The organism is Helicobacter pylori, from assembly GCF_014498195.1.
GTDB classification, from domain to species: Bacteria; Campylobacterota; Campylobacteria; order Campylobacterales; family Helicobacteraceae; genus Helicobacter; species Helicobacter pylori_DO.
In genome coordinates this window covers 70,670-84,857 of the sequence record NZ_JACTGH010000002.1, presented here as the reverse complement: position 1 = coordinate 84,857, position 14,188 = coordinate 70,670, and the positions used below count along the sequence as shown (strand labels likewise).

At 38.5% G+C, this 14,188-nt stretch carries 13 protein-coding genes and 1 pseudogene; 4 read left to right on the top strand and 10 right to left on the bottom strand.

Annotation, left to right across the window (positions count from 1 at the left end):
- Window positions 1-211 precede the first annotated feature (211 nt).
- Window positions 212-511 (top strand): hypothetical protein, encoded by a 300-nt coding sequence (locus H7N67_RS01525; protein ID WP_187938867.1) that lies wholly within the window; start codon window positions 212-214, stop codon window positions 509-511.
- Window positions 512-586: 75 nt separating this feature from the next.
- Here H7N67_RS01525 and H7N67_RS01520 read toward each other — a convergent pair whose 3' ends face one another.
- Window positions 587-1,438, bottom strand: coding sequence for a hypothetical protein (locus H7N67_RS01520; protein ID WP_187938825.1), 852 nt, complete (start codon window positions 1,436-1,438; stop codon window positions 587-589).
- Here H7N67_RS01520 and H7N67_RS08115 point away from each other — a divergent pair.
- A pseudogene (locus H7N67_RS08115) lies at window positions 1,362-1,552 on the top strand (hypothetical protein). The gene H7N67_RS01520 and the pseudogene H7N67_RS08115 sit on opposite strands and share 77 nt — an antisense overlap.
- A 293-nt stretch (window positions 1,553-1,845) precedes the next feature.
- Here H7N67_RS08115 and H7N67_RS01515 read toward each other — a convergent pair.
- From H7N67_RS01515 to thrS, 7 genes are all read right to left on the bottom strand, one after another.
- Window positions 1,846-2,277 carry a DUF1104 domain-containing protein gene (locus H7N67_RS01515; protein ID WP_000731668.1) on the bottom strand — a complete coding sequence of 144 codons (432 nt, stop codon included), beginning with the start codon at window positions 2,275-2,277 and terminating at the stop codon, window positions 1,846-1,848.
- A 101-nt stretch (window positions 2,278-2,378) separates the two neighbouring features.
- Window positions 2,379-2,606, bottom strand: coding sequence for a hypothetical protein (locus H7N67_RS01510; RefSeq protein ID WP_232262988.1), 228 nt, complete (start codon window positions 2,604-2,606; stop codon window positions 2,379-2,381).
- Between the two features lie 19 nt (window positions 2,607-2,625).
- The gene (locus H7N67_RS01505; RefSeq protein WP_187938824.1) at window positions 2,626-3,486 is read right to left on the bottom strand and encodes an outer membrane protein; all 861 of its coding nucleotides are present in this window, start codon (window positions 3,484-3,486) and stop codon (window positions 2,626-2,628) included.
- 199 nt (window positions 3,487-3,685) lie between these two features.
- Window positions 3,686-4,036, bottom strand: coding sequence for a 50S ribosomal protein L20 (gene rplT, locus H7N67_RS01500; protein ID WP_001264161.1), 351 nt, complete (start codon window positions 4,034-4,036; stop codon window positions 3,686-3,688).
- A gap of 94 nt (window positions 4,037-4,130) precedes the next feature.
- The gene (gene rpmI, locus H7N67_RS01495) at window positions 4,131-4,325 is read right to left on the bottom strand and encodes a 50S ribosomal protein L35 (RefSeq protein ID WP_001125542.1); all 195 of its coding nucleotides are present in this window, start codon (window positions 4,323-4,325) and stop codon (window positions 4,131-4,133) included.
- Entirely contained in the window at window positions 4,306-4,917 is a 612-nt protein-coding gene (gene infC / locus H7N67_RS01490; protein WP_187883383.1) for a translation initiation factor IF-3, read from the bottom strand. Before infC ends, rpmI begins: the two co-directional genes overlap by 20 nt.
- On the bottom strand, window positions 4,914-6,752 hold the full coding sequence (gene thrS / locus H7N67_RS01485) for a threonine--tRNA ligase (protein ID WP_187938823.1): 1,839 nt from the start codon (window positions 6,750-6,752) through the stop codon (window positions 4,914-4,916). The genes infC and thrS overlap by 4 nt, the downstream gene beginning before the upstream one ends.
- A 356-nt stretch (window positions 6,753-7,108) precedes the next feature.
- On the opposite strand from thrS, the gene ppsA reads away from it, so the two are divergent.
- Together ppsA and H7N67_RS01475 are read left to right on the top strand one after the other, a co-directional pair.
- Window positions 7,109-9,547, top strand: a complete 2,439-nt coding sequence (gene ppsA, locus H7N67_RS01480; protein WP_001269084.1) for a pyruvate, water dikinase — start codon at window positions 7,109-7,111, stop codon at window positions 9,545-9,547.
- A gap of 96 nt (window positions 9,548-9,643) precedes the next feature.
- Window positions 9,644-10,852 carry a DUF874 family protein gene (locus H7N67_RS01475; protein WP_187938822.1) on the top strand — a complete coding sequence of 403 codons (1,209 nt, stop codon included), beginning with the start codon at window positions 9,644-9,646 and terminating at the stop codon, window positions 10,850-10,852.
- Window positions 10,853-10,999: 147 nt separating this feature from the next.
- Here the strand turns inward: H7N67_RS01475 and H7N67_RS01470 are convergent, their stop codons facing one another.
- Together H7N67_RS01470 and topA are read right to left on the bottom strand one after the other, a co-directional pair.
- Window positions 11,000-11,926 (bottom strand): radical SAM protein, encoded by a 927-nt coding sequence (locus H7N67_RS01470; protein ID WP_187938821.1) that lies wholly within the window; start codon window positions 11,924-11,926, stop codon window positions 11,000-11,002.
- The gene (gene topA / locus H7N67_RS01465) at window positions 11,919-14,129 is read right to left on the bottom strand and encodes a type I DNA topoisomerase (RefSeq protein WP_187938820.1); all 2,211 of its coding nucleotides are present in this window, start codon (window positions 14,127-14,129) and stop codon (window positions 11,919-11,921) included. The genes H7N67_RS01470 and topA overlap by 8 nt, the downstream gene beginning before the upstream one ends.
- Window positions 14,130-14,188: the final 59 nt, after the last annotated feature.

Below are 14,188 nucleotides of genomic sequence, written 5' to 3'. Positions count from 1 at the left end.
TAAAAAAAGGCTTTGTTTTTATCAAATGCGAACAAGCTTTTCCAACTTTAATATCCTTCAAAAATTTTAATAGGGTTTTAAAGCGTTATTCCATCGTTTTCCATTTTATAGCAAAAAGTTTATTTAAACCCATAAGGGGATAGGAGGCATTTGGAAATATTCCCCTACAACCCCAAAACTAAATCCCCCTAACCCCATAAGAGCGCGTTATATGAGAAAGCTTGTTGGTGCAGGCTCTTTTATTTTGATTGTAAAAACACTCAAAAGGCATCAATTTGATTACCAATACTCCATTAAAAATTTTTACACGCTCTATAAAATGCGTTGGAATGTCTTAGGGTTATGTTTAGCTCTATCAATCGCTATATTTCAAAGATTTTTGCGTAACAAAACCTTAAGCTTACCGCAAAAAAAGCCAAAAAGCTTAAAGTCTAAAGATTTTAAAAAAGCGGTGGTTTTTAAAAAAGATAGTCCTAACACAAGACAGAGCGATAGGGAGCTAAACGCCTAAATATAAAGCCTAAAAAGGAGTGCTTAAGAGATTTATTTTAAGCCCCCTAAAAGGCAAGCTGATTATTTTGCTATATTACTTACTAGAGTCACTAATTTGCCTTTCAAACTCTTGTTGCAAGGCTTGTTGTTGCCTTTCTTTCTTTGAAAGGCGGCGTTTTTTCTTAGACTTTTTCTCTTTTTTGGAAGAAATTTCTGGCTCTTTTGAAGCTGTTTCTTTGAGCGCATTAGCATTAGTCGTAGAATCTAGATCCGGATTAGAAGCATTCTGTGTCCTCTTAGAAGAGCTTATAAATTCAGGGCTATCAGTATGGCTTTCAAGCTCCCCACTGCTCCTCTTTTGAAACGCTGCCTTAGTGTCTTTTTCAGCTTGATCTTCCATTTTTTTAAGAGTGACTGCATCTAGTTTTCTAGCCTTTTCTTTTTGGCTTACTCTAACCATGCTGATCAAATATTTGATATACCCATCATACATATCCCCAAACTGCTCATGCAAAGCCCCAAAATCCGAGCCTTTGTAAAGCCAGTTAAACAAAGGGAGTGAAAGCTCTGTCCCTAAGTCTTTAAGCACATGTTTATAAAACTTCTCCCTGTCATTCACCACAAAAGAAACCTTACCATCTTTATGCTCATAATAACAAACCTTTTGCTCCACACAACTTTCCAAACTCCCCTTAAAGAAAGCTCCAAAAGCGGATAAGTCGCCCTTACTCATCTTGGTTTCAGAATACTGGTTAAAATTCTTCACGCGCTCTTTTTCCAAATTAACCATACTCTTTAAAACCCTTTTGCGGTCTTTTTTCACATTCCCTGTGGAGCTTTCAGAAAACATAACATTGGGATCAATTGTAGTGTTAATAGTGGCAGAATCCGTTTCTGCTCTCAACAAAAAAGTCGTAGCTACTAAAAAAAATAAAATCCGTTTCACACCAAACTCCTAATTAATATATAACCGCAACAAAAATAGATATTGTTCTTCATAAGCTCTCTTTTGAAATTTCTTCTATTGATAAAAAACCACCTAGAATTCAAGCCATTTTAGTCATCTTAAAATACAGGCTTTCAAAGGGTCTTTACTATTGGGTATGATACTATAAATATCCAAAAAATACAAACACTCCAAAAACTTTAACTCTAAAAAACTGGCATGCCCTTCACAGCTAAAGGATTTCAGAATCAATAAAGCCCGCCCACCAAGCAGGTAGCCTCTATTTTAAGTGCCCAAACGCTATGATAGAATTATAACACGAAAACGCCTTATATCCCCATAGCCAAAAGCTAGAAACTTACGGCGTGGTTTTACAAAAATCAAAAAAAGTCAGCGCACCTTAAGCATTAATGCTTATGATGGCTTGGTTGTTTCCCTTTTTTTCCCTTTTTCTCATGATCATGAAAAGGGCCTTCACATGCGCAATCATGCAAATCCAACCCCATTTGGCGGTATTCTTTCATGGTCATTGTTTTCTTTTTGTTAGCAATCGCTTCAAGAATTTCTTTTTTACGCTTGTTGCGATCTTCTTGGCTTAAAGAAGCTAAATTTTTATCCATCGCTTTTTTAAAATCCGCTTTATAACTTTTACGCTCTTCTTCTTTCATCACTGCTAATCGCTTATTGATTTCTGCACGAAACTCTGGAACTTCGCTAGGAGCAACTTTCCCTGCTTGCTCTAATAGTTGCTTATCATCCATGCTCTTAAAATCGCTCGCATTCAAAAAAAGCCCCAAAAAAGTCCCTGTAAATAATAAAGAAAACGCCAATTTTTTCATCAAATGCTCCCAATTCAAAAATAAGAAATAAATTCTATCATCTGATTGATTAAAGATAACTTATAGCGCTTTAATAGCCAATTGATTTTTAGATTTTATGATCAGCACCCCATTAAAACAGCTAACCTAATATCCCTTATTTTTAAAAATAATGAACTCATTTTTGATTTTTCAAAGATTTGTTTGTGGCGGTTGTTGGTGAGTTCAATTGCTTGTAAGGATTGTGCTTTAATTTTTGCCAAGTAGCCGTATTGATTAAACAACGGCTTTGATACAAGAAAGTCATAAAAGGCCATAAAGAGCAAAAGCCCTTTTCTATACCCCCCCATAAATTAACCCTAAAACACCTTAAAAGCTTACAATGTAACGCCAATAAAAGGCATAGGGGCGGTGGAAGGTGAATCTATAAGTAGTCCCTTCAGGCACATTATCCGCGCTAGCGGTATAGTAATTGTTGCGAATGGTTTGGATTTTCAAGCCAATTTCAAAACCTTGGTGTTTAGTGCCTAAGCGAATCCCGCCATTAACTAAGACCTGAAAATTTGATGGGTGGAAACTCCCTCTGTATTCATCAGCTAAGTCCTTAAAATAATAGTTTGTTGGACCCCAAGAGGTGCCACCAATCGCAACGCCAAGAAAAAACCCAAAATGCAAGTTCTCACGATTGAAAATAGCTGGGTTAAACAACACATCTGTGCCAGCCCCATAGCCAAACATGAAACTTTGAGAACCCTTGCGAGTGTCTCTCATGCCATAATCGTTATAAGTGTAATACTTATAATAAGAGCTTGCAAAATCAAAGAATCCGTAATAACGCATTCCAAATTGCGGGGATTTCTTGAAAAAATGCTTATACCCTACAACAAAACCAAAACCATTGATAGCGTATTGTTGGTTGCTTAAGCCCTTATACCCACGAGTCCCTAGAGCGCCATGGGTAAGCCCTCCTGTGGGGTTTGACGCTGTGGGCATGTTGGGCGTGTTAGAGCCATAAGCCCCACTTTGATTACCATTACAATTGCCATTGGAACAATTTTGAGCGGTAGTGCTAAGCATACCCAACTGGTAATCAATCCCTATAAAAGCAGCATTTCTTTCACCTTTTTTCGTAGGGCTAGTCTTAATAGCTTTTTCTTGCTTAGGGGTCTCTGCTGACAATAAGCTTGTCATTGCTAGAGAGATAGCACCTACTATAACAGATTTCTTCATGTATTCCTTCCTTCTACATTTTCTCTACTTGAGTTCTAAATGCTACATTCTACTATAAAATTGCTTTCTTTTTGATTAAATATAGCGATTGAATGAGAATAAATTGAAACAAAAATCAATTTTAGGAACTTTTTAGTAAAAAGTCCTAAATCCTCTCACCTTTTTTAGGCTAAAACTAAAACCTAACAGCCAATAGAGATTAAAGATGCTCTTTCACGCTCTCTAACACGCTCTTAAAGGCTTGCATGTCATTCATCGCCATGTCTGCTAAAACCTTGCGGTCTAATTCAATATTAGCCACTTTTAAGGCATGCATGAAACGCGAATAACTTGTTTCATGCATTCTGCAAGCCGCATTAATCCTTACCACCCACAAACTCCTGAACTCTCTTTTCTTTTGTTTGCGATCCCTAAAGGCGTAATACATGCTCCTTTCAAGCTGTTCTTTAGCCTTTCTAAAATGCTTTCTTCTGCCACTATAAAACCCTCTAGCGAGTTTTAAGACTTTTTTATGGCGTCTTCTGCGCACAACGCCTGTTTTAACTCTCATTTCTTTACCTTTCTTTTTAAAATATTTTTAGGTGCGTTTTTCAAACGACTTTCCCTTAAATAAGGGGATTAACTCCACTTTCTAATGAGCATTCCTAAGCCCTGCAAAGCAACGACATGACAGAATGCGCGTTAGTGTGATGCACATGTTTTGGCGCGTTTAAATTGGCTTTACGCTTAGGGCTTTTTTTAGTCAAAATATGGCTTTTAAAAGCGCTGCCACGCTTAATCAAGTTTTTTTTAACTTTGAAACGCTTAGACGCGCCGCGATTAGTCTTCATTTTTGGCATGATTTTCTCCTTTCATAAGGTTAATACGATTAAAAGGCGGGTTATTTTCTTTAGTTTTCTTTTCGTTTTTGGTGGCTTCTTTAGCCTTAGGCACAAACATCCACGAAACAAAACGCCCCTCGGTTTTTGGCTCTTTTTCAGGATTGGCTAAATCTTGCATCATCGTTTGGATCCTAAAAAGCACATCAAGCCCGGCTTTTGAGTTTTGACTCTCCCTACCCTTTAAAACCACCTTGAATTTGACATGCTTATTGGATTCAATAAATTCTCTCGCATGCTTGACTTTATAGTTAATATCGTTTTGCGCGATTTGAGTGGAAAGCTTGATCTCTTTGATTTCAATTTGCTTTTGCTTTTTCTTGGCTTCCTTGATTTTCTTTTCATTTTGGTAGCGGAATTTATTATAATCCATCACCTTACACACGGGAGGTTTCGCGCTCGCTGAAATCAAAACCAAATCCAAACCTAAATTTTGAGCGATATTGAGCGCTTCTTTGGAAGAAATAATCCCATACACTTCGCCATTATCGCCCACGCAACGCACTTCTTTAAAATTAATGTCTCCGTTTAACAACACTTCGTTCCTACTCAAAAACTAACCTCTTGCATCTTAGATTCAACCATGTTTAAAAACTCCTTTAAGGGCATTTTATATTGAGCTTGTTTTTCTCTGTCTCTAATGGATAAAATTTCGGTCTCCACTTCCTCATTCCCTAACACTAAAATCATAGGGATTTTTTGCTTTTCGGCTAATCGCACCTTTTTATTCAAGCTGTCGTTTTTATCCAACACTTCTACAAAAATATCGCGCTTTTTTAGTGCCTCTTTTAATTTCAAAGCAAAAACATGATGCTCTTCATTAATAGGGATGAGAGCGATTTGAGTGGGCGCGACAAAGAAAGGGAAATTCCCCCCAAAATGTTCGCTCAAAATCGCAATGAACCTTTCAAACGAGCCTAAAATCGCTCTGTGGATCATCACCGGCTGCTCAGCGTGATTATACTCATTAGTGAAAGCGAGCTTGAAGCGTTCAGGCAAATTCATATCCACTTGGATCGTGCCGCACTGCCATTTACGCTTTAAAGCGTCAGTGATTTTAATGTCAATCTTAGGCCCATAGAAAGCCCCTCCCCCTTCATCAATCTTATAATCAATGCGGTGCTCTTTTAGGGCTTCTTTTAAAGCGTTAGTAGCCTTTTCCCAAACTTTATCATCGCCTATGGATTTAGCCGGCCTTGTGGATAATTCCATTTCATAGCTAAAACCAAACGCTTTCATGATTTTATGTGTGAAATCTAAAATCGCGCTCACTTCACTTTGGATCTGTTCAAAAGAACAAAAAATATGCGCATCGTCTTGGGTAAATTCCCTAACCCTTAAAAGCCCATGCAACACGCCGCTTTTTTCATGCCGATGCACCACGCCGTATTCATAAAACCTTAAAGGCAAATCTCTATAGCTGTGTAAAGCACTTTGATAGACTTTAATATGCCCCACGCAGTTCATAGGCTTTATGCCGTATTCTTGCTCATCAATCGTGGTGAAATACATGTTTTCTTTATAGTTGTCATAATGCCCGCTGATTTTCCACACATCGCTCTTTAAAATCTCAGGGCCTTTAACCGGCTCATAGCCTCTTAAAAGTAACGCCTTGCTCAATAAATCTTCAATGCGCTTCCTAAGCCTTGCCCCTTTAGGCAGCCATAAAGGCAAGCCCGCCCCTATCTCATCATCAAAACTAAAAAGCCCTAGCTCCACGCCTAGCTTTCTGTGATCTCGTTTTTTCGCTTCTTCTATTTGGAAAAGATAGTCTTTTAAGCCCTCTTTGGTGGCAAAAGCGATGCCATAGATTCTAATGAGCATTTCATTGTTTTCATCGCCACCCAAATAAGCCCCGGCCAATTTAGTGAGCTTGAAATGGTTTAAAAAACGGGTGTTTGGGAGGTGAGGCCCCTTACACAAATCTTCAAACTCGCCTTGTTTATACACGCCAAACGCATCGCCACTGATTTTACTCATCACCGCATGCTTTAATTCATCGCCCTTAAAACGCTCCAAGGCTTGCTCTCTGGTTAAAGTCTCTTTAGTGATAGCGAGTTTCAACTTCGCAAACTCTTTCATTTTCGCTTCAATTTTAGGCAAATCCTCTTCGCTGATTTTTGAAGCGGTCTTGAAATCGTAATAAAACCCCTCTTCTACCACAGGGCCTACAAAAAATTTCGCGTCCGGATAAAGGGCTTTCAAGCTTTGCGCAAGCAAATGCGCGCATGAATGCCTGATCACCTCTAAAGCCAAAGGCGAATCATCAAAAAATATCGGCTCACTCCCTTTTAACGCTTTGATCCCATCGCTCAGTCCTAAGACTTTCGCGTTCTCTAAATCTATTATTTGCTCGTCTTTATAAACAGCAATCAGTTCCGCACTCATTCTTTAAAACTTATGTTTCCTTTCTTCAAACCTTAAAATTCAGCAATCTTTTGATCCAAACCCGCATTGCACTTGCGAATCCACTTTCTCAGCTTTAGGGTCGCTCATAGGCTTTAAACACGCTTGTAAAAATACCATACAAAACAAATTCAACAATAACCGCCTATACAAAACTACCCTTTCTATTCAAAATACCTAACTAACCGCTCATTATACAATAAAATCATAAACCAAAAAGAATACACTCTCTTATTAAAAAGCTTAGAATACAAACTGGCTAAAACTAAAGCTCTATCATGCTATCATTATTATATTTTATGTTTTAAGAGACTTAATGATCATTTTAAGGGAGTTTTGTGCGATATATCAAGTTTTTCAAAGAGTTGAACAATAAGAATGTGAATCTGGTTGGGGGCAAGAACGCTAGCATTGGCGAGATGTTTCAAGAATTAGTGCCAATTGGTATTAAAGTGCCTGATGGCTTTGCGATCACGAGCGAAGCGTATTGGTATCTTTTAGAGCAAGGGGGGGCTAAACAAAAAATCATAGAGCTTTTAGAAAATGTTGATGCCACCGAAATTGATGTGTTAAAAATCCGCTCCAAACAAATCAGAGAGCTTATTTTTGGCACGCCTTTTCCTAGCGATTTAAGAGATGAGATTTTTCAAGCTTATGAGATTTTAAGCCAGCAATACCACATGAAAGAAGCCGATGTGGCTGTAAGGAGTTCCGCTACTGCAGAAGATTTGCCGGACGCTTCTTTTGCCGGGCAACAAGACACTTATTTAAACATTAAGGGTAAAACAGAATTGATCCACTATATCAAATCCTGTTTAGCGTCGCTTTTTACCGATAGAGCGATTAGTTATAGAGCGAGTCGTGGGTTTGATCATTTAAAAGTCGCCTTGAGTGTGGGGGTGCAAAAAATGGTGCGAGCGGATAAAGGCAGTGCGGGCGTGATGTTTTCTATTGACACTGAAACCGGTTTTAAAGACGCAGTGTTTATCACTTCAGCGTGGGGGTTAGGCGAAAATGTGGTGGGAGGCACGATAAACCCTGATGAATTTTATGTGTTTAAGCCCACTTTAGAACAAAACAAACGCCCCATTATCAAACGCCAACTCGGCAATAAAACGCAAAAAATGGTCTATGCCCCAAGAGGGAGCGAACACCCTACCAGAAACATTAAAACCACCAAAAAAGAATGGCAATCCTTTTCATTGAGCGATGAAGATGTGCTGATTTTAGCCAAATACGCCATTGAAATTGAAAAACATTACTCTAAAGAAGCCAAACAATACCGCCCTATGGATATAGAATGGGCTAAAGATGGCGATAGTGGGGAAATCTTTATCGTTCAAGCGCGCCCAGAAACCGTTCAAAGCCAAAAAAGTAAAGAAGAAAATCAAGTCTTTGAAAAATTCAAATTCAAAAACCCTAACGAAAAGAAAGAGATTATCTTACAAGGCAGAGCGATTGGGAGTAAAATTGGCTCAGGGAAAGTGCGCATCATCAATGATTTGGAACACATGAATTCTTTTAAAGAGGGCGAAATTTTAGTTACGGATAACACCGACCCAGATTGGGAGCCTTGCATGAAAAAAGCGAGCGCGGTTATTACTAATCGTGGAGGGCGCACTTGCCATGCCGCTATTGTGGCTAGAGAAATTGGCGTGCCAGCTATTGTTGGGGTGAGCGGGGCGACTGATAGCCTTTATACCGGCATGGAAATCACGGTTTCTTGCGCTGAGGGTGAAGAGGGCTATGTGTATGCGGGCATTTATGAGCATGAAATTGAAAGGGTGGAGCTTTCCAACATGCAAGAAACTCAAACAAAAATTTACATCAATATTGGAAACCCTGAAAAAGCCTTTAGCTTTTCTCAGCTCCCTAATCACGGCGTAGGGCTAGCTAGAATGGAAATGATTATTTTAAATCAAATCAAAGCCCACCCCTTAGCCTTAGTGGATTTGCACCACAAAAAAAGCGTGAAAGAAAAAAATGAAATTGAAAACCTTATGGCAGGCTATGCTAACCCTAAAGATTTTTTTGTGAAAAAAATCGCTGAAGGCATTGGCATGATCAGCGCGGCGTTTTACCCTAAACCTGTCATTGTAAGGACGAGCGATTTCAAATCCAATGAATACATGCGCATGCTTGGCGGCTCTAGCTATGAGCCTAATGAAGAAAACCCCATGCTTGGCTATAGGGGGGCTAGTCGGTATTATTCAGAGAGCTATAATGAAGCGTTTTCGTGGGAGTGTGAAGCCTTAGCGTTAGTGAGAGAAGAAATGGGCTTAACGAACATGAAAGTGATGATCCCTTTTTTGCGCACCATTGAAGAGGGTAAAAAAGTCCTAGAAATCTTAAGAAAAAACAATTTAGAATCCGGTAAAAACGGGCTTGAAATTTATATCATGTGTGAATTGCCGGTGAATGTCATTTTGGCTGATGATTTCTTAAGCTTGTTTGATGGCTTTTCTATTGGATCAAACGATTTAACCCAGCTCACTTTAGGCGTGGATAGAGACAGCGAGTTAGTCAGCCATGTCTTTGATGAAAGGAATGAAGCGATGCTAAAAATGTTTAAAAAAGCGATTGAAGCTTGTAAAAGGCACAACAAATATTGCGGGATTTGCGGGCAAGCCCCAAGCGATTACCCTGAAGTGACAGAGTTTTTAGTCAAAGAGGGCATCACTTCCATTTCTTTAAACCCTGATAGCGTGATCCCCACTTGGAACGCCGTAGCCAAGTTAGAAAAAGAATTGAAAGACCATGGCTTAACTGCGCATTGATAATAAAGGGGTTGATCTAACTTGAGTGGGTTTTTCGTATTAGTTTCCATGATATAATTTTGAAAAGTGGGATTGTTTTTTGAAAAAAGGTTGGTAATGGAATCAGTAAAAACAGGAAAAACAAATAAGGTTGGCAAGAACACAGAGATGGCTAACACAAAGACAAACAAAGAGACTCATTTTAAACAAGCGAATGCCATTACAAATATAATCAGATCAATTGGTGGGTTTTTTACAAAGATTGCAAAGAAAGTTAGAGAACTTGTAAAAAAACACCCCAAGAAAAGCAATGCGGCATTAGTAGTATTGACCCATGTTGTGTGCAAGAAAGCAAAAGAATTGGACGATAAAGTCCAGGATAAATCCAAACAAGCTGAAAAAGAAAATCAAATCAATTGGTGGAAATATTCAGGATTAACAATAGCGACAAGTTTATTATTGGCCGCTTGTAGTGCTGGTGATGTTAGTGAACAAATAGAACTAGAACAAGAAAAGCAAAAGACAGAACAAGAAAAACAAAAAGCAAATAAGAGTGGGATAGAATTGGAACAAGAAAGACAGAAAACAAACAAGAGTGGGATAGAACTCGCTAATAGTCAAATAAAAGCAGAACAAGAAAGACAAAAGACAGAACAAGAAAAACAAAAAGCAAATAAGAGTGAGATAGAGTTAGAACAGCAAAAACAAAAGACAATTAATACACAAAGAGATTTGATTAAAGAACAGAAAGATTTCATTAAAGAAACAGAACAAAATTGCCAAGAAAAACATGGCCAATTGTTTATTAAAAAAGCAAGAATTAAGACCGGTATTACTACTGGTATTGCTATAGAAATAGAAGCTGAATGCAAAACCCCTAAACCTGCAAAAACCAATCAAACCCCTATCCAGCCAAAACACCTCCCAAACTCTAAACAACCTCGCTCTCAAAGAGGATCAAAAGCGCAAGAGTTTATAGCTTATTTGCAAAAAGAGCTGGAATCTCTGCCCTATTCACAAAAAGCTATCGCTAAACAAGTGGATTTTTATAAACCAAGTTCTATCGCTTATTTAGAACTAGATCCTAGAGATTTTAATGTTACAGAAGAATGGCAAAAAGAAAATTTAAAAATACGCTCTAAAGCTCAAGCTAAAATGCTTGAAATGAGGCATTTAAAAACAGACCCACAAGCCCACCTTTCAACCTCTCAAAGCTTTTCAATCATTCAAAACATCGTTGCTGATATTAATAAAGAAATAGAAGCAGCTGCTAATACCGAGAAAAAAGTAGAAAAAGCGGGTTATGGTTATAGTAAAAGGATGTAGGGATTAAAACATTACGCCAAGTTTTTAATGATCTGTCGGCTTTTGAAAACATTTTTATGGTAGCGTTATCTTGATAATAAAAGAGATCCTTATTTAAAAGCTTAAGCTATCCCCAAAATAAGGTAAAACTACAGGTTACAATGGAGGTTAAAACGCGCAATAAAACTCCAAAGAGCCGACTTTTTTAATCGTAATTTGCTTATGGTTTAATAAAGTTTCTAAATGTTTAAAGGTGTTAGGATCTAAGATTAGGGGGGCTTCTTCTGTGCTTAAAGGGCGTCTGGAAATTAAAGCGAGCAATTCGTCCGCATCGCAAGAAATCAATTTTTTAGCTTGAGTAATGGATCGTTTAGGCAAACTCACGCAAAGCCCTTCAAAAAATAAAGAACATTTTAATAATTCATCTTCGCTTAATTTAGGGGCTTTAAAGCTTGAGGGTCTGTCTATGGTGCTTAAATCCACTCTAGCGATATTGATTTGTTTTAAAAAGGAGGCGATGAGTTTTAAGTTGTTCGCGCTATCATTCACGCCCTTGATTAACAGCACTTCAGCCACTAGTTGCCCCTGATAGATTTGAGAAAAGCGCAAAATCCCCTCTAAAATCTTGTTAATGTCTTTAGAATAAGGCTTATCCACTCTTTCAAAGGCTTTCAAATCAATAGCGTCTAAAGAAAATTTAACAATGTCAAATTCCTTTAAGGCTTGCTGGACTTTTGGCTCATAAAAGAGTGAGCCGTTGCTTAAAATCAAAGTTTTAACGCCCTTTAAAAAAGGCTTGATGCTTTGGATAAGCTCTAATAAATGAGGGTATAGAGTGGGTTCGCCATTAGCGGTAATGGTTAAAACATCAATGGGGGTAGCAAGGTTGTTTAGGGCGTTTTGAATGGCGTTAATCAAGGTTTCTACTTTGATCACTTCTTCCATGCACTCAATTGGCTTGGCTTTACCCAACTCGCAATAAATGCAATTGTAATTGCATTGTTTTTTAGAGGGCGATAAATCCACGCCCAAAGACTTCCCAAAACGCCTGGATAAAACAGGCCCAAAAACGACAGGCGGATTTTCTTTAGCCATTATCTTCCTCTAAAAACACGCGTTCTTTACATTTAATGCATTCATGCGCCTTTTTTTTGCGATAGATTCTTTCACTCATTAAATAATGGCATTTCTCGCAACGCTTGTTGATGGGCTTATGGTTGGATAAAAAATTGCATTTAGGGTAATTGTTACAGCCATAAAACGAGCCTTTCTTACTCCTTTTTAAGGCAATATCCCCTCCGCATTCTGGGCATTTCACGCCTTCTATTGTTTCTTTGGCGTTAGGGGTATTTTTTAACGATTTGGTGTTTTTGCATTCAGGGTAGTTGTTGCAAGCTAAAAACGCCCCATTTCTGCTGAATTTTTGCACCATTTCCCCTCCGCATTTTTCGCACAATTCTTGATTGGCTCCATCGTGAGCGTTTTCAGTCTGTTTGACATATTTGCATTTAGGGTAATTGTTGCAAGCGATAAACTCCCCATAACGGCTATTCTTTTTGACTAATTCCCCCCCACATTTAGGGCATGATTGGCCGGTTTTTTCATGCACTTTTTGAGAGATGATATTCTTTTTCCCGGCTTCAATTTTATCCATAAAAGGGTAGTAAAAGTCCTTTAAAACTTGCTGGTAGTCGGCTTTATTTTGAGCGATATTGTCAAGTTCTTCTTCTAAAGAAGCGCTGAATTTGGAATCCACGATTTCTTCAAAATGCTTTTCTAAAATTTCTATCACTTTAAAAGCGCTCTCTAAAGCGCTGATTTGCTTTTTTTCTACCTTGATGTAGTCTCTGTTTTGTAAAAGGGAAATCGTTGGGGCGTAGGTGCTGGGCCTGCCTATGCCTAAACTTTCTAAAACTTTAATCAAGCTCGCTTCTGAATAGCGCGCTGGAGGTTCTGTAACATGAGCGTTGCTCTCTAGTTTTTCTAATTTAATAGGATCGTTTTCTTTCAAATTGGGGAGCAATTTGTCCTTATCGTCATTGCCTAAAATTTTATAATAGCCATCAAAAAGGAGTTTTCTGCCGCTAGCTTTAAACTCGCCTTTTTCGCAAGCCACAACCACGCTTTGGCTTTCAAAAAGAGCGTCTTGCATTTGAGAAGCTAAAAAGCGTTTGTAAATTAAAGTATAGAGCTTTAATTCTTCAGGCTTAAGGTAGTCTTTTAAAGCGTTTGGCTCTAAAACAATAGAAGTGGGTCTGATCGCTTCATGGGCTTCTTGGGCGTTTTTATTCTTGCTGGAATAGACTTTGGCTTTAGGGGGCAAGTAGTCTTTGCCATAGTCTTTTAAAATCTTAGCTCTCGCTTCTTCTAAAGCCTCTTTAGCGATATTCAAGCTATCAGTTCTCATGTAAGTGATCACCCCCATAACCCCTTGTGGGGTGGCTACGCCTTCATATAATTTTTGAGCGATACTCATGGTTTTTGTGGGCGAAAAGCCTAAAAGACTGGAAGCGCTTTGCTGTAAAGTAGAAGTCATGAAAGGGGGCGGTGTGGGGGATTTTTTAGATTTTTTAACGATACTAGAGATAGTGTAGCTTTCTTTTTCTAATTCGTTTTTAATTTCTTGAGCTTTTTTTCCATCAATCAACTCTTGGGCTTTGAGTTTGTTGCCCTTATAGCTGATGAGTTGCGCTTCTAAATGCGGCTCAAAGTAAGCGTCTAGCGTGAAGTAGGTTAAAGGCTTAAAAGCTTTGATTTCCCTTTCTTTATCAATCACAAGCTTTAAAGCCGCACTTTGCACCCGCCCAGCGCTCAAGCCTTTAGTGATTTTTGATGAAATCAACGAGCTGAGCTTAAAACCCACGATCCGATCTAAAAAACGCCTGGCTTGTTGGGCATTGACCTTAGACATGTCAATTTTTCGTGGGGTTTTTAGAGCGTTTAAAATCGCATTTTGCGTGATCTCATGAAAAACAATCCTAGGATAGCTCTCCAATTTCCCTCCAATCAAACATGCCACATGATAGCCTATCGCTTCCCCTTCTCTGTCTTCATCGGTAGCGATGTAGGTGGTAGATGCCTTTTTAGAAAGCTCTATGATCTGTTTGACAAGCTCTTTATGGTCTTTATCCACGACATAATTAGGAGTGAAGCCTGTTTCATCAATCTTAATGCCTAAAGCGAATTTGGATAAATCCCTAACATGCCCTTTAGAGGCGATGACTTCGTAATTTTTATCCAAAAAATTTTTAATGGTTTTGGCTTTTGCGGGGGATTCTACGATAATAAGGTGCTTCATTGAACGCCTTTAATGGAATGTTTATACCTATTAATGAATGATTGTAGCATAGAATTTTG

Bases quoted from the DNA above. Each gene is read 5' to 3' on its own strand.
- H7N67_RS01525 (WP_187938867.1), top strand. From the start codon at position 212: ATGAGAAAGCTTGTTGGTGCAGGCTCTTTTATTTTGATTGTAAAAACA.
- H7N67_RS01515 (WP_000731668.1), bottom strand. From the start codon at position 2,277: ATGAAAAAATTGGCGTTTTCTTTATTATTTACAGGGACTTTTTTGGGG.
- H7N67_RS01510 (WP_232262988.1), bottom strand. From the start codon at position 2,606: ATGGGGGGGTATAGAAAAGGGCTTTTGCTCTTTATGGCCTTTTATGAC.
- H7N67_RS01505 (WP_187938824.1), bottom strand. From the start codon at position 3,486: ATGAAGAAATCTGTTATAGTAGGTGCTATCTCTCTAGCAATGACAAGC.
- rplT (WP_001264161.1), bottom strand. From the start codon at position 4,036: ATGAGAGTTAAAACAGGCGTTGTGCGCAGAAGACGCCATAAAAAAGTC.
- rpmI (WP_001125542.1), bottom strand. From the start codon at position 4,325: ATGCCAAAAATGAAGACTAATCGCGGCGCGTCTAAGCGTTTCAAAGTT.
- thrS (WP_187938823.1), bottom strand. From the start codon at position 6,752: ATGAGTGCGGAACTGATTGCTGTTTATAAAGACGAGCAAATAATAGAT.
- H7N67_RS01475 (WP_187938822.1), top strand. From the start codon at position 9,644: ATGGAATCAGTAAAAACAGGAAAAACAAATAAGGTTGGCAAGAACACA.
- H7N67_RS01470 (WP_187938821.1), bottom strand. From the start codon at position 11,926: ATGGCTAAAGAAAATCCGCCTGTCGTTTTTGGGCCTGTTTTATCCAGG.
- topA (WP_187938820.1), bottom strand. From the start codon at position 14,129: ATGAAGCACCTTATTATCGTAGAATCCCCCGCAAAAGCCAAAACCATT.